Source organism: Streptomyces sp. 5K101, assembly GCF_046506645.1.
GTDB lineage: Bacteria > Actinomycetota > Actinomycetes > Streptomycetales > Streptomycetaceae > Streptomyces.
Genome location: NZ_JBKFFO010000023.1, coordinates 19,545 through 40,829, shown reverse-complemented (window position 1 = coordinate 40,829; position 21,285 = coordinate 19,545). Strand labels below are relative to the sequence as shown.

Sequence of the window (21,285 nt, the reverse complement as noted above, 5' to 3'; positions counted from 1 at the left end):
TTCCGGCGCCTGACCCCGTGCACCGGAACCGGCCGAGTCACGCGAGCTTGATGGAGTCCCCCTCCACGGTGATCTGTGCCGGGGGCAGCGGCGAGGTCGCGGGACCCGCCTTGACGCTGCCGTCCGACGCGTCGAACGCGCTGTTGTGACAGGGGCACGTGATGACCCCGTCCGCCACGTCCTTGACCGCGCAGCCCTGATGCGTGCACTTGGACGAGAACGCCTTGAACTCGCCCGCCTTGGGCTGCGTGATCACCACGTCCCCGACGACCTTGCCGCCGCCCTCCGGGATCTCGGTGGTCCGCGCGACCACCGAGCCGCCGCCCGAGCCGCCCGTCGCCGCACCGCTCTGGTCGGCCGGCTGGTCGGACACCGACCCGGCCGAGTCCTGCGAACCGCCGCAGGCGGTCAGGGCGACGGCGAGACCGGCGCCGCCCGCCGCGGCGACGACGGTACGCCGCGCCACGGTCCGTGCGGTCCCCTGCGATCCGGTCATGTTGGCTCCCTCTCCACGGCCGGCCCTCTGCCGGCCGGTTCGCAGTGAAGTACGGACCTCCTGCCGTGGATGTTCAGCCCTTTCCCACATTGCCGCGACCAACCGCTCTGCGCGGTCCCGGTGCAGCCATACGTCACGCTCCGATGCGGGCGCACACCGTGCTGCGCCTCCTCCGGCTCTGGCCGCCGGGGCCCGGGTCGAGGCAGTCGTCACGAACGAGCTGATCGTGCGATTGCGCAGCGTGTCCCGGCCCCTCCGGCGTAGCAGCGCCGGGCGCGATCGTACGATCCGGCCGTGGCTGAGGACCTCCCCAAATCCCTGATCGAACTCCAGCGCGAGGCGAATCGGGCGCGTGATGCGGCGATGGCGGCCGGCTACAGCCCGGAAGCCTGGCGGCCGTGGGTGGAGGCGGCGGCTGTGGTGCAGAACGCGATCAGCGAGTACGCGGCGTCGACAGGCGCGAACAGGTTCGAGCTGGAGCAGGCTGTGAAGAGGGCCGCCCGAGAGGATTGATCACCCGTCGTGGCACCGAGGCGTGCCGGTTCCGCCGTCCCGGCGGCGAACTGGGCATGCTCTGAGCAGCGGCCAGGCGCACCCTGGAGAGATGGGCCCGCGCCGCGGAATGCGATCTCTGACACCAACAGCCGACCCCACACGTCTGCATGCCGACCGTGCACGACGTCCTGAGACCTGGCTCGGCGTGGAAGCCGAGATCGGCTTCCACCGTCCGCTTCGGTGACGCGATATGCAGGCCGGTGTGGGAGCCGTCGAGGGCACGGGCGTCCTTTCGTCCCGACGGGAACGGACCTGCCGTCCGCAACAGTAGGATCTACGACTGGAGTACCAGGCGACCGTGCGCATAGGGGAGCGCCTTGGCGCGTGGCAGATGCACCAGGAACTCCTCCATCGCCGGAATGCCTTCCTCCCGCGGCACCTTCGCCCGGATGAGCTGACCGGCCACCTCCATCTCGAGCACGCGCTGCGGCCCGTGGTCCCGGACGCCCCGGAGCCTGGCGGGAAACGTATTGGGCCCGGGTTCCGTGACGACTTTGACGTACTCGGGCCGGATTCCCACCTGGCTCTCGGTGGTGCTCTCCGGAATGTCCCACGCCATGGCCAGGGCCCTACTCCCAAGGGTGACGTTCCCGTGTGCCCGGTCCACGGTCAAGAAGTTCATTGCCGGTGATCCGATGAAGTAGCCGACGTACGTCGAGGAGGGGGCTTCGAACAGCTGCTCCGGGGTGCCTTGCTGCATGGCTCGGCCGTCCTTCATGACCAGCACTTCCTGCGCAATGCTCATTGCTTCGTACTGGTCGTGGGTGACGTAGATGACTGTGGGCCGGAACTGCTCCGTGATCTCACGGATCTTGCGCCGCAGCGAGTGCTTCAGCTGAGGATCGATGACGGTCAGCGGTTCGTCCATCAGCACGGCGGCCACGTCATCACGGACGAGACCACGGCCGAGCGAGATGAGCTGCTTGTCGTCGGCGGTGAGCTGCCGGGCAGGCTGCCTGAGCCGGTCGTCCAGGTCCAGAGCCTCGGCGACCTGATGGACCTTGGCATCGATCCTCGCCTGGTCCCACCGGCGGCACTGCAGGGGGAAGGCCAGGTTCTCGTACACCGTCATCGACTGGTAGATGACGGGAAACTGGAACACCTGGGCGATGTTGCGCGCCTTGGTCGGCAGTGCAGTGACGTCCGCGCCGTCGAAGAGCACTTGCCCCTGTGTCGGCCTGACCAGCCCGGACAGGATGTTCAGCAGCGTGGTCTTGCCGCAGCCCGACGGCCCGACCAGTGCGTAGGTCTTGCCGGCCTCGAAGGTCAGCGCCAGTGGCTTGAGAGCCCACTGCCCTTCCTTGTCCCCGTGCGTGTAGCTGTGCCCGACATCGATGATGTCCAACTGCGTCATGTCAACGCCCTTCCACTGAAGCGAGATCGTATGAAGGTGTCCGCACGAGCGTTCCCTGCTCGTCGAATGCGAACAGTCGCTCGGGGCGCAGTCGCAGCTTCACCAGATCACCGAGAGCGACGTCATGGATGCCCTCGATCTGTATGACGAACGGGGTCTCGGAGACGGCCGCGTGGACAAACGTCTCCGACCCGGAGATCTCGACGAAGGTGACTTCCCCCTCGACGCCGGCGGAGGCCAGGCCGACGTCGGTTGCGCGCAGGCCGAACTGGTAGGCGCCGTCGGGCAGATCGGCGAGATGCGCGGACACATGCGTGGCCTGGAAGCCGGCCACCGTGACCTGACCGCTCTCGATGCGGCCCGTGAAGATGTTCATGGGCGGGTCGTTGATGATGGACGCCACCGTGGTCGTCGCCGGGCGCTCGAAGACCTCCTGCGGCGGGCCGATCTGGAGGATCCGTCCCTCGTGCATGACCAGCACCACGTCACCGAGCATCATCGCCTCGGCGGGCTCGGTGGTCGTGTAGATCACTATGGTGTCGCCCTGGTCCGAGAAGAGGGTCTTGAACTCGTCCCGCAACTGTTCACGCAGCTTGTAGTCCAGGTTGGCCAGCGGCTCGTCGAGCAGGAGGATGCCCGTGGCGCGGGCGAGCGCCCGCGCCAGCGCAACTCGCTGCTGCTGGCCGCCGGAGAGCTGAGACGGCTTGCGCCGCTCGAAGTCGGCAAGGCCGACACGTGCCAGGCTCTCCCTGACACGCCGCCGGATCTCGTCGCGTGACAGTCCCGCCCGCTTGAGCGGGAAGGCGACGTTGTCGAACACGTTGAGATGTGGGTAGTTGATGAACTGCTGGTAGACCATGGCGGTGTCGCGTCGCCAGACCGGAGTCTTCAGGAAGTCGGCTCCCTCCCTGGTCAGGGAGCCGGAGTCGACCGCCTGCAGACCGGCCAGTACCCGCAGCAGCGTGGTCTTTCCCGCCATCGTCCGGCCGATGACGGTGTGGAGCCGTCCCGGCCGAAAGACCGCGGTCACCTCCTTGAGATGATCGACGCCGTCGACGGTCAGGCACAGATCGGTGGCGCTCAGATCAATGGTGCTCAGCTTCATCGGACCGCTCCCGAGAGGTTGCCTTTGGACAGATAGCGCTCGACCCGGAGCGCGAGAAGAACCAGCGGCGTCACGCCGAAGAGGGCGGCGGCGGACAGCGTCCACCAGGGCGGGATGGACGAGTTGAGGGCGACGACCGCCTGGGGCAGGGTCTGGACCTCGGTGAAGGTGAGCCGGAAGGCGAAGAAGAAGTCGTTCCAGCCGAACACGACACAGAACATCGCGGCCACGGTCAGTCCTGGCAGGGAATTCGGCAGGATCGCACGCATGAAGGTCTGGAACGGGCCGCAGCCGTCGAGCATGGCCATCTCGTCGATCTCACGCGGAATGCCGTTGAAGAAGTCGACCATCACCCAGACCGCGATCGGCAGCAGCAGGGCAACCGTCACGATGACCAGGCCAAGGATGGTGTCCAGCAGGCCCGTCCACTGGAGCAGGTAGAAGAACGGGATCACCAGGACGACGGGCGGCATGATCCGCTGTGACACGAAGAAGAAGATGATGTCGCTGTTCTTGACGAAGCCGAACTTGAAGCGGTATCGGGACAACGCGTAGGCGGCCAGGGACCCGAGGACGAGGCTGATGGCCGAGGCGGCGACGGTGACGATGGCGCTGTTGACGAAGGGCTGCATCACATCCACACCCCCGGCTCCGCCGAAGATGTTGCGCCACCCGGTGACGGTGGGTTCGTACTGCAGCCATGGCAGGTAAGTGGCGCCGCCCTGGACGCCGTTGACGTCCTTGAAACTGGTCGTCATGGCCCAGAGGAACGGCCCCGCGACGAAGCAGGCCCAGAAGGCGATCACGGTGTACTTGAATACGGGATAAAGGCGCGACCTCATGAGTCACCCTTCAGCTTGAAGGCTCTGGCGAGCAGGGCGGCGACAACCGTGAGCGTGACGATCATCAGGACCAGATAGGTCAGGGACATCGCCCCGCTGTACCCGGTCTGCTGATCCCTGAGCCCCTGGATGTAGAGGTAGTAGCCCGGCGTCTCCGTGGCGGAGCCCGGCCCTCCGGAGGTCAGCACGTACACGCTGTCGGAAAGCTTGGAGGCCTCGATCAGCCGGATGATGATCGCCGCGACCGACACCGGCGCCATGAGCGGGAAGGTCACCTTCCGGAAGGTGCGCCAAGCGTCCGCCCCGTCGATGGCCGCGGCCATGAACGGTTCCTTGGGCAGGCTCAACAGGCCGGCCAGCAGCAGGAGGAACATGAACGGGGTCCACTGCCACACCTCGACGGTCATCAGCGCAACCAGCGCCGGACCGGACTCGGTGAGCCAGGGAACCTCGGTCAGGCCGAGCATCCCGAGCAGATCGTTCACCGGCCCCAGCGACTCGTGGAAGATCATCTGCCAGATGGCGGCCATCACCACGGGAGTGGTCATCATGGGAACGAGGAACAACACCCGCCACAGACGACGGCCGCGTGTCTCACGCCAGACGAGCAGGGCCATCCCGAATCCGATCACGTACTGGATCAGGACTGTGCCGCCCGCCAGCAGGACCAGGCGCATGATCGCGGCCCAGAATCGGCCGTCCTGCAGCATCGTGGTGTAGTTGGCACCTCCGATGAAGTCCATCTGAGGGTTGCTCACGTTCCAGCCGGAAAAGCTGACACGAATGGTGAACAGAAGCGGAAAGATGATGATGAGTGCGAGCGTGAGCAGTCCTGGGAGGAGGAACATGCTCTTGTGCCGGCGCAGAGCTTCCATGGTTGTCCTTGTGGAAGTGGGCGGGCGCCCCCGGGTGGCCGACCGGCTCGGCCGGCCACCCGGGGCGCCCCGCGATCAGGTCAGTTGTCCTCGAGTGCGACCACGTGTCGATAGGCGCTCTGCACCTTGTCCTTGCCGATCTGGCCGGTGATGGTGTCCCACTCGGCGGCCACGTCGTCCAGCGCGCGCTGCGGAGACTTCTGGCCCGCGAGAGCCGCGGCGACGCCGTCGGCCAGTGCGGACATGTACCCGTTGACACCCGGTACGCGCAGGTCGAAGACGCGGTTGATGCTCGACTCCATCCCGGAGAGCGTCTCGACGTACGACTCGGCGACGTCCTTGTCCCAGCCCTGCTGCTCCCAGAATTCCGCGCTGAAGTGCGCGGTGCGGTAGGGATTGACACCGAAACGACCGATGGTCAGGTCCAGAGCGGTGTTGGCCTCGTTGCTGAAGAAACACAGGTAGTCGAAGGCCATGTTCTGGTTGCGCGCGCCCTTGGCCACCGCCGAGGTCCAGCCCCAGGTGAAGTAGGGAGCCTGGTTGGGCTTCTTGTCCCACTTCTTCGTGGTGCGGTTGTAGACCTCCTCGGAGCCCGGCAACTCCGCCGCCTTGATCTTGTTGCGGATCCTGCCGTCCGGCTGCTGCCCCTGGATGAAGGCGTCGTCCCACGAATAGGACATCACGCTCTGGCCACCGCCGAAGGACAGGATTTCGTCCCCCAGACCGAAGTTGGCGCCCCCCGGTGCCCAGGTCGACTTGGCCTTCACCATGTCCTCGAGGGCGCGTACGAAACCGGGCGTGTTGATCAGCGGTTTCATCGTGTCGACGTCGAAGAAGAGGCCACCCTCGACATCCGGGTGCCTGACGTACGGCGCCGCACGGCTGATGAACGCCGAGAATGTCAGGTCGTCACGCTTGGTCACCTCGGCACTGCCGAAGTTCGGCTTGCCGTCACCGTCGACGTCCTTGCCGCTGAAGAACGCGGCGACCTCCTGGTATTCGGCCCACGTCCTGGGAGTCCGGAGGTCCTTGCCCGTGGCCGCCTTGTACGCCGCCTGCTGCTTCGGGTCCTCGAGGACATCCGTCCGGACCTTGAGATAGTGCCTGTCACCGTCCACGGGGTACTGCACGACCTTCCCGTCCCAGGTCGCCACGTCCATGTAGGCCTTGGTGACGTCCTTCATGCCGGGAGTGTCCAGATACTTCTTCGGCACAGGGGCCAGATAGGGGGCCATGTCACCGATCCACAGGGAGGGGTAGAACATGACGTCGTACGCCGGCTGACCCGCCTGCAGGGGCGTGAGGATCTTCTGGTGCAGCTCCCCGAAGGGGACGTTGACCACCTGCACCTTCGCTCCGGTGATCTCCTCGAACTGCCGGGCGTGCAGCTGAGTCGGCTCGCCGATGACGGGGACGGCGTGGCTGATGATCTTCAGTGTCTGTCCGGAGTAGTCCTTGCGGCTGATGGACTCATAGCTGCACGGCCCGGGGACGTCCTTGACCTTCGTCGCCGGGTACGACTTGCTGTACGCCTGGTAGCTGATCTCCGAACCCGGCTTGAACATCGCGGGCTTGTCGGGCTTGTTCTCCACCGGACCCTGGCCGGTGCAGGCGGTGGCGGAGAGGGCCACGGCGATCGCGGCGGCGACCACGCCCTTGTACGAACTCTTGCGCATGGGAGTGCTCCTTCGACGGTCAGGGAATCAAGATCGCTCTGCCGCGTACGGCACCGGCGGACAGGTCGTCGAGGGCGTCCTGGAAAGACGCCAGGGGGTACCGCTGGGTGTGCAGGCCGACCTTGCCCTGGGCCGCCAGCACCATCAGCTCGGACAGGTCGTTGTAGGAGCCGACGAGGTTGCCGATGAAGTTGATCTCGGTGGAGATGACATCGATCGTCGGAACGTCGAGCCGGCCGCCGTAACCGATCACGTAGTAGTTGCCGTTACGGCGCAGGCAGGCCACGCCCGTCTCGACGGCACCCCCCTCGCCGACGAAGTCCAGAACCGCCTCCGCCCCGTGCCCTCCGGTGAGCTCCCGTACGCGCTCGGTCTCACTGCCGTCGGCGATCAGCGTGTGCTCGGCCCCCAGCTCCTTGGCGAGCGCGAGTGCATCCGCGCTCCGGTCGATCACGATGATCTCGACCGGAGACAGAGCCCGGAGCACCTGAATGCCGATGTGCCCGAGACCTCCGGCGCCGATCACCACGGCCCTGTCACCCGGTCGCAGGATCCGGGCCGCCTTGGCGACGGCGTGGTACGCCGTGAGCCCGGCATCGGCCAGCGCGGCCACCGAGGCCGGCTCGAGGGACGGGTCGAGTGCCACGACCGAGCGGGCGGTGGTCTTCAGGTACTCGGCATAGCCGCCGTTGGTGTCGATCCCCGGGAAGGCCGAGCTCATGCAGTGCACGTCGTCGCCGGCCCGGCAGGCCCGGCACAGCCCGCAGGTCACGAGCGGGTGCAGGATGACCGGGTCGCCGACCTTGACGTTGGTGACGGCCTGTCCCACCTCCTGCACCCAGCCGGCGTTCTCATGGCCGATGGTGTACGGCAGGACAACCCCGCTCTTGGCGGCCCACTGTCCTTCGAGGATATGGAGATCGGTGCGGCAGACCCCCGCACCTCCCACCTTCACGATCACATCCAGCGGACCGGTGATCTGCGGGTCCGGCACATCCACGAGGACTGGCGGCTCGTCGTACTCGATGACCTGCACGGCTTTCATGGCGCTCCCTGCGAATCGGCGGGTGGACGGTGCGCCGATTACACAGGCCGCTGTTCGCAGGCCGATGTCTCAGAAACGGTCCGCGGATGTCTCAATGTGATACACGCCATAGGCGCGGCGTCATCGAGCTGTTCCAATCAGTCCATCGAGGGATGACGCGCGTGATTCGGAAGTGTTAAATGCCCCGACGTCAACCTGGCAGTTCACTGACAGCAGCCAGAGAGCTGTATCTGGAAGTCACCAAGGATGAGAGCGCCCGCCCTCTCGTGGTCGCTTCATGGCAGCGCTCGATCGAGTACGAGGTGAAGCCGAGCTGCATCGAGGCTCCCTACCTCGAGAATCCCAATCTGGACAGCCCGCTCGCCAGGGCGGCGCTGCCGATCGTGAACAGGCTGCACGAGCAGCTCGCCGACGACCCGGTGTCCACGATGATCACGGACCGGGACGGCGTGGTGCTGTCCCGCAAGCTTTCCCACGAGGGTCTGACGACGCGGCTCAACCGAGTGCAACTGGCCCCGGGCCACGTGTTCGCCGAGCGCTATGTGGGCACCAACGGCATCGGGACCGCGCTGGCCAGCGGCCGTCCGGTCATGATCGCCGGCAGCCAGCACTACGTCGAGGAACTGCGGGACTTCCACTGCGCGGCCGTGCCGATCCTGCATCCTGTCCGGCGCACGCTGCTGGGAGCCTTCAACCTGACCACGCTTCGTCAGGGCTCCGCCGGGATGCTCATGGCCCTGGCCCGCTCCGTCGCGGGCCAGATCGAAAATGAGATCGCCGCAATCAGCTCGCGACGGGAGCGGGCCCTGTTCCAGGACTACATGGACGCCTGCTCCTCCGTGCGCCCTGGACCCGTCCTGGCCCTCAATCGTGAAGTCGTCATGATGAACGAGCAGTTCAGATCAGCCGTGACAGGACCGGATCACTACGCGCTGCTCGACCACGCGCGGGAGATCGCCGCCGATGTCCGGTTCGAAGGGGCACGGAGTATCGCCCTCCCCTCCGGACGAGTCGCCGAGCTGCGGGTCAGCCGAAGCCGGCGCGAGGACAGCGACGCGGGCGCCGTCTTCCGGGTCCGGGTCATCGGGCGCCCCCAGCCCGGACCGGTCCTTTCCACCGGCCCCGGACGACCGGGCCTGGGGCTGGTGGGCTCCTCCCCGCAGTGGCTGCGCGCGGTCGCCGAAACCGAGGCGGCATTCGTCGCCGGATCCTGGCTTCATCTCGTGGGCGAGGCAGGTGCCGGCAAGCGGACGCTGGTCCATGCCGTCCACCGGGCCCACAGTGCCGGGCGCCGGCTCGAGATGGTGGAAGCGCCGCTGTCGGAGGCGCCGCACGCCACCGAGCACTGGCTGCGCGATGTCCGCGAGCTGCGGGCCAGGCCGTCGACGGTGGTCGTACTGCGCGACGTCCACCTGCTGGGCGATCAGCTGCGCCGGCGGCTGACAAGTTTGCTGGCGCACCCCGACGGGACCGCCCGCGGCCAACTGATCATGACCAGCCAACCGTCCATGGTCACGCCCGACGACGAGCTCGACCGTTTGTGTGGCGCCTCGGTGGAGGTGCCGCCCCTGCGTCATCGCTATGGCGACATCGAGCACCTGGTTCGGTTCTTCCTGCTCAAATATCGGCCAGGCGGGGAGAGCAGATGCTCCCCGGAGGCACTGGCCATGCTGGAGCGCTGCCCCTGGCCGGAGAATGTCCGGCAGCTGGAGTCGGTGATCCGCGGCCTCGCACGGCGCCCCTTGGCCGGGACGATCCACGTGGACGATCTCCCGCCGGAATGCCGGGTGTCGTCCCACAAGGTCCTGACCACCATCGAAGCGCTGGAACGGGATGCCATTCTGCGTGGCCTGATGGAGCGCAACTCCAACGTCCAGCGCACCGCGCAGGACCTCGGCATCTCCCGCGCCACCATGTACCGCAAGATGCGCCGTTACGGGATCGTCCCGTCGAGCCTCACCTAGCTGCTGCTGCGGGCGAGTGACCAGGTGATCACGTCCAGGTGAAGAGGCGGCCTGCTGTTGCTCTGGACGGACCCCGCCTCCCGGCCGATGGCTTGGTCGTCGCAGGCACGACAGCGCATGGACGATCTGGCGTACAGACTGTGCTTCACCGGATCACCCCCCGCGGGGGCCACCACTTCGTCCTCTCCCGTACTTTGGAGCAGCTCTTCGAGACGAACGGGATGATGGTGCTCTGACGGCCGGGCTCCGAATTACCTGGGGCCTCCTTGCGTCTCCTCGTTCTACAGCACGTCCAGCATGGCGTTATCCTCTCGCTGGTCAACCGTTTCCAGCCGACGAAGCAAGCGCGCCGAGGTCTTAGCGACGACCCAGTCGGGCTCGTCGAACTACGTCGGCGCCGGGACGACCACCACTTCGGCCTCTACGACCTCGGGTACTGAGTGACCGGTGAGGTAGGTCAGAACCTCGCAGCGGACCCTCCCGGCGACGGTCGACTTCGTCGACATCGCGGGCATCCCACGCGGGGCCGTTCGCGGATATCCCGACTGAGAAGGGTTCGAACGTCGGCTTCCGGAAGACCGGAACGATTGATGAAATCGGCGAAGGAGATGCCCGTTGTTTCCATGAGTTCTAGTGCGCGTTGTAGGAGTACAGGAGCCTCTGGATTTCCCAGGGGACCAGGCTCTACTTTTCTCCACCCTCGAACGGACAATGCTTTCCACCCTTGAGCGTAGGTGTGTTCGCTCATGACGCCGAGCGTTTTCGCTCTGACCAAAAGGCCCCGCCGCCAGCGCCCGGCGTGCATCGCCCGCGCCCAGCAGGCGCAGCGCGTGCTCGTGCACCTCGGTGTCGTACGGTGCCCGTTCGCCGTAGCGCAGCGCGTGCTCCGGGCGGGCGCTGGCGAGGACCGCCTCCCGTACGGCGACCTCCAGCCGGGCCCGCCACTCGGCGATTCCCGGCGCCTCGGACCGCGGGAGCAGCGGGCCGCGGTAGTGGCGCAGCGCGGCGGCCGTGTCACCGCTCTCGAGCGCCCGCATCAGGTCGACGGCGTCGCAGGCGACCGGCGTGGTGAGGGCGTACCGGCGGGTGGCGATGCCGCCGGACAGGGCGTGCCGCAGGTGCGAGATCTCCGCCTTGAACGTGGAGACCGTCACCGGCCGGTCCCCGTACAGCGCCTCGCGCAGCCGTTCCGGCGAGAAGCCGTCCGGCTCCAGGGCCAGCAGCGTCAAGATCTCCAGCTGACGCGGCCGCAAGGCCAGTGGTTCGCCGTCCAGCACGGCCTCCTGCGTCCCCAGGCAGCCGCAGCCGCACCGTGCGGCCCGGGGCCGTGGTGCCGGCCCGTAGCCGGGCCTCGATCGTCGACACCAGTGTCCGCACGGTGGACATGGCCAGCGGATGCGAACGGTCCCAGGTGGTCGACAGGTCGAGTACGCCGAGGACCTGCCCGCCGGGGTCGTGGATCGGCGCGCAGTAGCAGACCCAGCCGTGCAGCGCCGTCACCAGGTGCTCGGCGGAGAACACGGTGCTCGGACGGCCGGTCCGCAGGGCGAGCGACAGGGCGTTGGTGCCCATGGCCTGCTCGTCCCAGCGGCCGCCGGGGGCGAAGTTCACCTGTTCGGCGCGGCGCTGCATGGTCCGCCCGCCGCAGGTCCACAGGATGGTGCCGCACTCGTCGGTCACCGCTGTCACGAACCCGGCGTCCTCGGCGATGCTGCGCAGCTCGTCCCCGAGATCGCCGACCGGCCGGCGCAGCGGCGAGCCGGCCCAACGGCTGTGCACCGCGGCCCCGTCGGACACCGGGGCGCTGTCCCGGCCGGGATCGACACTGCTCAGCGAGCGCACCCACGATTCGGTGACCTCGGGCCGCAGGGCGTCGCCACCGCCCGGATACCGCCGGGCCGCCCGCAGCCGGGGCACCCAGCGGGACCACTCGTCCTCCAGGGCGGCCCGGCGCCGTCGGAGGTCACTGCGCTGTGACATGTTCTTCCCCTGTCGCGGATCGGGGGACGACCGCCCAATTCTCCGCCGTGACGGGGCGCAGCGCACCACCCCGTGCGCACGGTTTCGGCGGCGACCGCCGGTGCCGCGCGAGCCGTCTTCCGGCCATCCGTGCCGCCTTTCGGTCACCCCGGCCGCGTTCCCGCCGCCCGCACCGCCGTTCCGCCCGGCCGGAGCGGCACTGACCTGCGGTGATGCTCGCTTCGACGGTCCCGCCCCAAATGTCTCAACGCTTGACACCGTCAAGTTGAAGACAGTTACAACTGCCCTCCGAAAAGCCTCCGTTGAGCGAGGAGAGGGAATGTACAGGAGACGAATACGACGCACGCTGGTGATCAGCTGCGTCGTCGCGGTTGCCGTGACCGGCATGCCGCAACCGGCGTTCGCCGTGCCGTCCGGCGGCGGCGGAACCGGGTTCGTCAGCGGGCTGAAGGACTTCCTCGGCCTGGACGACGACAAACCGGAGCCCGCCGCACCACCCGAACTGCCCGACACCGCAGTCCCCAGCAACGAGCGGCTGCCCAAGGGCAAGGCCGCCCCCGCCGCCAAGCGGGTCAAGGAGCTCACCGACCGGCGCACCCCCAGCGCCCGCTACTGGCAACTGTCCGACGGGCGCGTCCAGTCCGAGGTCTCCGCCGTGCCCACGCATTATGCCGCGGGCAAGAAGTGGAGCCCCATCGACCCCACGGTGAAGCCGGCGGACCGCAAGGGCTTCACCCTGGCCAACACCACCAACGTCGCACGCACCTACTTCGGTGAGCGCCCCGGCGAGCTCGTCCGCTTCGAGCTGGACGAGGGCCACTGGGCCGCCATCGGCATCAAGGGTGCCACCGGCAGCCTGAAGCCGGAGTGGGACGGCTCTACCGTCACCTACAAGGACGCCCTCGGCGCCGGCACCGACCTCACCTACACGGTCGGCAACGGCACGGTGAAGGAGGGCATCGTCCTCAACTCGGCGCCCACCACGGCGCCGTCCTACGAGTTCACCCTCACCACCGGCGGCCTCAAGGCCGAGCGTCGCAAGGGCGGCTCCATCGCCCTCTACAGCGAGAGCTCCGGCCCCACCCGCCCCGCGCTGGTCATCCCAGCCCCCTTCATGACGGACGCCAAGAAGGACGGCGAGTCGCCGTACGGGGTGTCCGGCACGGACCGGGTCACGCAGAAGCTGAGCGGCAAGGGCACCTCGTACACGCTCACCCTGCGGCCCGACGCCGCGTGGCTGGGGGCGCCCGAGCGGCGCTACCCCGTCGTCGTCGACCCGACCATCTCCATCGCGCCCACGTCCACGCAGTCCCAGGACGTGATGATCAGCTCCGACGGCCCGGCGTCGAACTACGACGGCAACTGGCGCCTGTCGGTGGGCAACACCAGCAGCGGCTCGTCCCGCGCCCTGCTGCGGTTCCCGCTGGGGGCCGTGCCCGCCGGTACGAAGCTGGACTCGGCCGACCTCAAGCTGTACTACGACCAGACCCACACCACCGGCGACAGCGAGGTCAGGCTCGAGGCGCACCGCGCCACCGCGGCCTGGGACGAGACCACCGCGACGTGGAACAACGCCTCCGGTATCACCGGTGAGCTGTCCGGCACCTCGGTCCTGGTCGACGACCGCGACAGCGGGACCACCGCCGCGCAGGGCTCCTGGCCCGCGTCCGGCAACACCGCCTTCACGCAGTACGCGGTCAACCAGGACTACCTCTACAACAAGGACATCATCCCGGGCGACACCTACACGTGGCAGCCGAACCTCCCCGAGGACGGCGACTACCAGGTCGAGGCGCACTACGTGCCGGCCTCCGACCGCGCCACGAACGCCCCGTACACCGTCACCTACAGCGGCGGCAGCAAGACGTACAGCGTCGACCAGCGGGCCGGCAGCGGCGGCGTGTGGAAGACGCTGGGCACCCACCCGTTCAAGGCGGGCACGGCCGGCAAGGTCGTCCTCGGCGACGGCCCCGCGTCCAGCTCGACCGCCGTGCTGGCCGACGCCGTGCGCTTCACCAAGGGCGGCGTCGTCACCAAGAAGCCGGGCGAGTCCAACACCTGGCACAGCTTCCCCGTCACCAAGACCGTCCAGTCCTGGATCGACGGCACGCACACCAACCACGGCTTCGTCGTCAAGGCCGGCGACGAGAGCGCGGGCGCGCCCAAGGGCGGGCCGCGTTACGAGGCGGCCGAGTACGCCTACAAGGGCGAGGTCGCCAACTACCCGAAGCTGCAGCTCACCTGGGGACGCCCCGGCACCACGCTGCACGCTCCCGAGGTGATCCACGCCACCGGGGCCGAGCTGAACTGGGACGCGTACCAGGACCTGGACCCGGTCAGCGACCGCGACGACATCGCCGAGTACCAGGTGCACCGCAGCGTCTTCCAGACGTTCACGCCGTCACCGCAGACGCTGATCGCGCCGCTCCCGGAAGGCACCACCTCGTACACCGACACCACCGCGACGCCGACCCCGGCCGACTCGGCGGACGCGTTCGGGAACGTCTTCTACTACATGGTCGCCGTCAAGACCAAGGACGGCCAGGTCGTCCCGGCCCCGACACGGATCGTGAAGCTGCCCAAGGCGGGCCGCACCACACTGGTCCTTCAGTCGGACGCCGCCGACACCACGCTGTCCACCACCCAGCCCTCCACCGGTCACGACACCATCTCCGACTCCGGGATCGACCGGCCGTGGCTGTCCGTGGGCAACAACTCCTCCACGTACGGCACGACCCGGGCGCTGCTGAAGTTCCCGGCGCTCAGCCAGGTGCCGTCCGCCTCCCGCGTCATCGACGCCCAGCTGGACCTGTGGGGCACCACGACCACCACCGGCAGCTCCGGCGCCGTCTACGAGGTGCACGCCCTGAACCGGGCCTTCGACGAGGCCACCGCCTCGTGGAACAAGGCGGACGCCACCACGGCGTGGACCACCCCCGGCGGTGACATGGACCCGGCCGTCGCGGACACCGTCGGCACCGTCACCAACGACCCGGCCCGCCAGTCCTGGAACGTCACCTCGCTCGCCCAGTCCTGGGTGAGCGACCCGGCGTCCGACAAGGGCCTCGCGGTCAGGCTGAGCGACGAGTCCTCGACCGGACCGCAGGAGCGGACGATCTTCCTCTCCTCGGAGGCGGAGGAGCCGCAGCTGCGCCCGCAGCTCGTCGTCACCTACCTCGCCAAGTCCACGGACTCGACGTACTTCTCGCCCTACACTCCGTCCCGGATGACCCCCGGTGACCAGTACACCGTCGACGTCACCGTCACCAACACCACCACCAGCGTCTGGAAGGCGGCCGACCAGGCCCTGTCGTACACCTGGTCGCTGCCCGACGGCACGGACGCCACCACCGGCGGCAACCAGCACTTCACGCCGCTGCGGGAGGACCTGCTGCCCGGCCAGTCGGCCAACGTCAAGGCCCTGCTGCAGGCGCCCATCAACTCGGACTCGGGCAACAAGCGCCTCGACTACGTCCTCAAGTGGGACCTGCGCAACGTGACGGCGGGCACCTGGCTGTCGGCGACGGAGTCCATCGCGCCGCTGGCCCAGAACGTCCGCGTCGAGGACCCGACGTCCAACCAGCTCGGCCTGGAGAAGTTCTACTCGTACGCGGGCAAGAACACCGGCGCCGGGTCGTCCATGATGACGAACCTGTACGCGGGCAACACGGTCTGGCAGTACAACGCCTTCTCCAACCCGGGCCGCGGCCTGACCACGTTCGCGCGCTTCGCGTACAACTCCCAGGACACCTCCGACACCGTCCTCGGCCACGGCTGGTCTGCTCAGCTCGCGATGCCGGTGCGGCTCGGCACGGGCCTGGACTTCCACCCCAACCCGCACCCGACCGAGGTGACGCTGCCCGACGGCGACGGCACCGAGCACACCTTCCGCAAGCAGGACGACGGGACGTGGAAGGCCCCGGCCGGCGTCCACTACCTGCTGCGGCAGGGCGAGGGCGTGGACTGCACCCCGAACAAGGACGGCGACCCGAAGGCCTGGTCGCTGACCCGTCCGGACCGCACGCAGTTCTTCTTCGACTGCGACGGCTACCTCACGTCGATCACCGACAAGAACGGCAACACGCAGACCTACACCTACGAAGAGCGCAAGTCCAACAACAAGCCGGTCAAGTTCCTGCGGTACACCACCGACCCGGCCGGGCGGCAGAGCCTGACCGTCGAGTACTACACCAAGGCCGACACCAGCAGCCCGAAGATCATCGACCACGTCAAGTCGATGACCGACATCTCGGGCCGCAAGGTCGCCTTCGAGTACTCGGACAAGGGCCTGCTGACCCAGCTCACCGACGGCGCGGGCTCGTCCCAGCCGAAGGTGTTCGGCTTCGTCTACGACGCCGAGCAGGGCAACAAGAACGCCAAGCTGGTCAAGGTCACCGACCCGCGCGGCAACGCCACCTCGCTGGACTACTACTACCCGAGCGAGGGTGACGACCCGAAGTTCCACTGGAACACCCAGACCATCACCGACCGTCTCGGCGGCACCACCGGCTACGTCTACCGCGACCCGGACGCCACTGCGGGCTCGTTCATCGAGACCAAGGTGACGGATGCCGAGAACCACACCACGACCCAGTCCCTGGACGGCTACGGCCGCCCGAACACCATCACCAACGCCAAGTCGGAGACGACAAAGCTGGCCTGGGACGCGGATAACAACGTCACACGCCTGGAAGAGGCCAACGGTGCGGTGACCACCTGGGCCTACGACCCGAAGACCGGCTACCCGCTGGAGCAGAAGGACGCCGAGGCCAATAAGAACGGCACCGAGGCCCAGACCTTCACCTACTCCACCGGGCTGGACGGCCACATCGCCGACCTGTTCCAGAAGAAGTCCCCCGAGGGCCGCACCTGGCAGTTCGGCTACGACACCCGCGGCAACCTCACCTCGGTGACCGACCCGAAGGGCGTGGCGTCCGCCACCGAGGGCGACTACACCTCGCGGACCGAGTACGACACCTACGGCCAGGTCACCCGGTCGATCGACGCCAACGGCAACGCGACCGTCAACAGCGGCTTCCAGCCGGTCGGCTACCCGGCCGAGATCACCGACGCCGCGGGCGGAACCTCCGCCTTCGCCTACGACGAGCGCGGCAACGTCCTCAAGGTCACCAACGCCAAGGGCGCCGAGGTCACCCAGACCTACGACGCCTTCAGCCGGCCGCTGGAGAAGAAGGAGCCCAAGGACCAGGCGGCAGGTGACTTCATCGTCACCCCGGCGCCGGTCTACGACGCCAACGACAACATCACGAAGGCGATCGCCCCGAACGGGGCCGTCACGACCTCGGTGTACGACAAGGCCGACCAGCTGGTCGAGTCGAACATGCCGGGCGATCTGGCCACCGACCCCGCCCGCAGGACAACGACGACCTACGACAAGGTCGGCAACGTCCTGACCATCACCGAGCCGAAGGGCAACGAGACCCCGGCCGAGGGCGACTACACCACGACACACGCCTACGACGCGATCTACCAGCAAATCGAAGCGCGCGACGCCGCAGGCGGCAGGGTCACCACGGAGTACGACAGCGTCGGCAACGTCGTCAAGGTCGTCGACGCGCGCAAGAACGCGACCGCGGACCCCGACGACTTCACCACCGCGGTCACCTACGACCTGAACCACCGAGTGATCCGGAGCGTCGACGCGATCGGCGCCTCCACCTCGATCCGTTACGACCGCGACGGTCTGCGCGTCGGCCAGACGGACGCCGAGGGCAACGAGGCGCTGGCCACCTATGACGAACGTGGTGCTCTGATCGAGTCCAAGGCGCCGTTCAGCAAGGACGCCTCCGGCACGATCACCTACCGGACCACGAAGTACGAGTACGACCAGGTCGGCAACCGGACGAAGACGATCACTCCGCGGGGCGTCGCCACCACCGACGACACCACCGACTACACCTCGGAGACCGTCTACGACGAACTGAACCGGGTGAAGGAGGAGCGCTCGCCCTTCGACAAGGACGACGCCCGCTACTCGACGCCCGACGTCACGTTCTACGACTACGACTCCGTGGGCAATCTGAGCTCGGTCTCCGCACCGCCCTCGGACGGCCAGTCGGTCCGCAACGTCACCGATTTCACCTACTACGACAACGGTTGGACCAAGAGCTCGAAGGACCCGTGGGACATCACCACGGCCTACGGCTACAACGAGCTCGGCCAGCAGACCAAGAACACCCTGACCTCAGCCGGCGGGTCCCAGCAGCGCACGATGACCTGGGACTTCTACCAGTCGGGCAACCAGAGTGCCCGCTCCGACGACGGCGTCCCGGTGGGCCAGCAGGTCGTCCTGGTCGACAGCTCCGACTTCAACAACACCGCGATCCAGGGCAACTGGTCCCGCACCCAGGCCGAGCAGCAACACGGCTACGACACCTACTCCCATCCGGCGGGCGCCGGTACGGCCGTGTTCGCCTGGCAGCTGAACATCCCGCAGAACGGGACGTACGAGGTCTTCGTCCGCCACCCGAAGATGACCGGAGCGGCGAGCGACGCCACGTTCACCGTCGATCACAGCGGTGGCAGCGCGACCAGGACCGTCGACCAGACCAAGGACAGCGGCACCTGGATCTCCCTGGGCAGCTACTCCTTCGTCGAGGACGGCCCGCAGAAGGTGAGCGTCACCGACCGGGCGAACGGCACCGTTCTCGCGGACACGGTGAAGCTGGTCCGCTCCACCGAGGGGGAGACCGACAACGAGAAGAAGGACTTCGCCTACAAGTACGACGCCAACGGCGGCATGGTCGAGGTCAAGGACAACTCGTCCGGCGCGAAGATCGACACGTACCGGATCGCGTACGACGGTCTCAACCGGATCGCCAAGGTCGAGGAGGTGAAGGCGGGCGCGGTCCAGAACACCACCGCGCTCACGTACAACGAGAACGGCAACCCGGTCACTTCGACCCACGACCTGACCTGGTCGCAGATTGAGTACGACCCGCGGGACCTGGTCTCCAAGGTCACCAACGCGGACTCGCCGACGGCAGGCAACCAGCAGATCACCTCGCTCACGTATACCCAGCGCGGGCAACTGCTCAAGCAGACCAAGCCGAACGGCAACACGCTCGACATGACCTACTACCTCGACGGGTCGGTCAAGCGGTCCGTCGAGAAGAAGTCCGACGAGACGGTCGTGTCCCAGCACGACCTCGAGTACACGGAGAACGGGCACCGCTCCAAGGACGTCCTGAAGCTGATGAACGCCGACAACAGCGCGGCGTACATCAACAGCACCTATGCCTTCGAGTACGACCCGCAGGACCGCATCAAGCAGGTGGCCAAGACCGGCGACGGTCCGGCCACCGAAAAGTACACCTACGACCGCAACAGCAACATTGTCGAGCAGACCCTCGACGGCATCACGACGACGCAGCGTTACGACCGTAACCGGTTGATGTCCGCCTCGGCGGACGGAGTGTCGTCCACGTACAACTACGACCCCCTCGGCCGGCTGGACACCGTCACCATCGGCGGCGAGACGTCGCAGAAGTACTACTACGACGGCTTCGACCGGACCGCCAAGACACGGGCGGGCTCGGGAGCCTCCGCCGTCACCACCACCTACGTCTACGACCCGTTCGACCGGACCGTCTCCCAGACGACTGCCGGCGCCGAGTCCAAGACCACCGCCTTCACCTACCTCGGCATCGACAACCAGGTCCTGCGTGAGGAGCTGAACGGCAAGGCCGACAAGTCCTACCAGTACCTGCCGTCGGGCCAGCGGTCCACACAGATCAAGCACAAGGACGACGGCTCCAAGGAGTACTCGCAATACGTCACCAGCCCGCGCGGTGACGTCGAGGCCATCACGAAGGAGGACGGCAACACCCGGGCCACATACGGCTACACCGCCTACGGCTCGGACGACGACTCGCAGTTCACCGGTGCCGACAAACCCGACTCCGCCAATCCCGACAAGGAGTCGTACAACGCCTTCCGCTTCAACTCCTCACGCTGGGACAACGCGTCGGGCACGTACGACATGGGCTTCCGCAACTACGACCCGGGCCTGAACCGCTTCCTGACCCGGGACTCGTACAGCGGCGCCCTGGCCGACATGTCGCTGGCCACCGACCCGTTCACCGGCAACCGCTACGCGTTCGCCGGCGGCAACCCGATCACCTTCGTCGAACTCGACGGACACCTCTTCGGGCTGTCCCTCTCCGACATCGGACACGCGGCCCTCGACGTGGTCGGCCTGATCCCGGTCGTCGGCGAGGTCGCGGACGTCGCCAACGGCATCTGGTACGCGGCAGAGGGCAACTACGCCGACGCCGCACTGTCGATGTCCTCGGCCATTCCGCTGATCGGCTACGGAGCCACGGCCGTCAAGGCGGGCAAGTACGCCAAGAAGGGTCTCGACGCGATCGACAGCGCCGGTGACACCAAGAAGGCCGCGGACAAGGCCGAGACGGTCACGGACGCCGCGTCGACCGGCAAGAAGACCGATGCGGAGACGCCCAGCGCACCCGCACCCAAGAAGGAGCCGGAAGCACCGAAGTGCACCAACAGCTTCGTGCCCGGCACCCAGGTCGTCCTCGCCGACGGTTCGACCAAGGCGATCGAGGACCTTCGGGAGGGCGACCAGGTCTTCGCGACCGACGTCGAGTCGGACAACAGCCGTGGCCGTGCGGTTCTCGACACCTTCAACAGCAAGGGCGCCAAGAACCTCGTGACGCTCACCGTCGACGTCGACGGTCGTGACGGGGATCGAACCGCGGAGATCACCTCGACCGACGCGCACACCTACTGGCTGCCCGACGTGGGCCGCTGGGCGGAAGCCCGGGATCTCGAGCCCGGACAGATGCTGCGCAGTTCCAGCGGCACCTGGATCCAGATCACCGCTGTCGACACCGAGCGGCGGACCGAACGGGTCCACAACCTCACCGTCGAAGGCGTCCACACGTACTACGTGGTCGCCGGTGGTCAGACCCTTCTCGTACACAACGCGAACTGTGAGCCCGTCGAGGTCACGGTCAAGTACGTCGAGGGGATGTCGCGCACCGAGTTCGCCAAGAAGGCGGCGGCGCTGCAGAAACTCAGCGACGAGGGGAAGCTGTTCAAGGCCCCGAACCCGGTGGCACGCAACAAGCAGGTCACCAAGAACTACAAGGGTGACCTCATCCGTAGGGTCTACGACCAGTACGGATCGACAAATCCGCAGTTCGCCGACAAGCTCAAGGACCGGATCCTGAACCGCATGGACCCGGACCACATCCACGAGCTCCAGCTCGGCGGCCCGGACACCGCTGCTAACCTCAAGATGCTGGACAGGTTCACCAACCAGCACATAGGCACGCAGCAGATCTGGCAGCAGATCAGGAGTCTGGACGACTACACGCCCATCAAGATCAAGATCGAATGGTAGGGATG

General features: G+C 67.3%; 11 protein-coding genes. 3 read left to right on the top strand and 8 right to left on the bottom strand.

What is annotated here, in order from left to right:
- Positions 1 to 37 precede the first annotated feature (37 nt).
- On the bottom strand, positions 38 to 496 hold the full coding sequence (locus ACLB9X_RS29900; protein ID WP_410363555.1) for a Rieske (2Fe-2S) protein: 459 nt from the start codon (positions 494 to 496) through the stop codon (positions 38 to 40).
- Positions 497 to 790: 294 nt separating this feature from the next.
- On the opposite strand from ACLB9X_RS29900, the gene ACLB9X_RS29895 reads away from it, so the two are divergent.
- Positions 791 to 1,009 (top strand): hypothetical protein, encoded by a 219-nt coding sequence (locus tag ACLB9X_RS29895; RefSeq protein ID WP_410363554.1) that lies wholly within the window; start codon positions 791 to 793, stop codon positions 1,007 to 1,009.
- Between the two features lie 316 nt (positions 1,010 to 1,325).
- Here the strand turns inward: ACLB9X_RS29895 and ACLB9X_RS29890 are convergent, their stop codons facing one another.
- From ACLB9X_RS29890 to ACLB9X_RS29865, 6 genes are all read right to left on the bottom strand, one after another.
- Positions 1,326 to 2,405, bottom strand: a complete 1,080-nt coding sequence (locus ACLB9X_RS29890) for an ABC transporter ATP-binding protein (RefSeq protein ID WP_410363553.1) — start codon at positions 2,403 to 2,405, stop codon at positions 1,326 to 1,328.
- Between the two features lies 1 nt (position 2,406).
- A complete protein-coding gene (locus ACLB9X_RS29885; RefSeq protein ID WP_410363552.1) occupies positions 2,407 to 3,510 on the bottom strand; it encodes an ABC transporter ATP-binding protein in 1,104 nt (367 codons plus the stop codon).
- Complete coding sequence (locus ACLB9X_RS29880; RefSeq protein WP_410363550.1) at positions 3,507 to 4,352, bottom strand: carbohydrate ABC transporter permease; 846 nt, start codon at positions 4,350 to 4,352, stop codon at positions 3,507 to 3,509. The genes ACLB9X_RS29885 and ACLB9X_RS29880 overlap by 4 nt, the downstream gene beginning before the upstream one ends.
- Positions 4,349 to 5,227 (bottom strand): carbohydrate ABC transporter permease, encoded by an 879-nt coding sequence (locus ACLB9X_RS29875; protein ID WP_410363548.1) that lies wholly within the window; start codon positions 5,225 to 5,227, stop codon positions 4,349 to 4,351. The genes ACLB9X_RS29880 and ACLB9X_RS29875 overlap by 4 nt, the downstream gene beginning before the upstream one ends.
- Positions 5,228 to 5,307: 80 nt before the next feature.
- A complete protein-coding gene (locus tag ACLB9X_RS29870) occupies positions 5,308 to 6,903 on the bottom strand; it encodes an extracellular solute-binding protein (protein WP_410363547.1) in 1,596 nt (531 codons plus the stop codon).
- 19 nt (positions 6,904 to 6,922) lie between these two features.
- Positions 6,923 to 7,948, bottom strand: a complete 1,026-nt coding sequence (locus ACLB9X_RS29865) for an NAD(P)-dependent alcohol dehydrogenase (protein WP_410363546.1) — start codon at positions 7,946 to 7,948, stop codon at positions 6,923 to 6,925.
- A gap of 179 nt (positions 7,949 to 8,127) precedes the next feature.
- Here ACLB9X_RS29865 and ACLB9X_RS29860 point away from each other — a divergent pair, with 179 nt between their 5' ends.
- Complete coding sequence (locus ACLB9X_RS29860; RefSeq protein WP_410363545.1) at positions 8,128 to 9,912, top strand: sigma-54-dependent Fis family transcriptional regulator; 1,785 nt, start codon at positions 8,128 to 8,130, stop codon at positions 9,910 to 9,912.
- 1,014 nt (positions 9,913 to 10,926) lie between these two features.
- On the opposite strand, the gene ACLB9X_RS29855 is transcribed toward ACLB9X_RS29860, so the two are convergent.
- Positions 10,927 to 11,892: a GAF domain-containing protein gene (locus tag ACLB9X_RS29855; protein ID WP_410363544.1), complete on the bottom strand. Its 966-nt coding sequence runs from the start codon at positions 11,890 to 11,892 to the stop codon at positions 10,927 to 10,929.
- 319 nt (positions 11,893 to 12,211) lie between these two features.
- On the opposite strand from ACLB9X_RS29855, the gene ACLB9X_RS29850 reads away from it, so the two are divergent.
- Positions 12,212 to 21,280: a DNRLRE domain-containing protein gene (locus tag ACLB9X_RS29850; protein ID WP_410363543.1), complete on the top strand. Its 9,069-nt coding sequence runs from the start codon at positions 12,212 to 12,214 to the stop codon at positions 21,278 to 21,280.
- Positions 21,281 to 21,285: the final 5 nt, after the last annotated feature.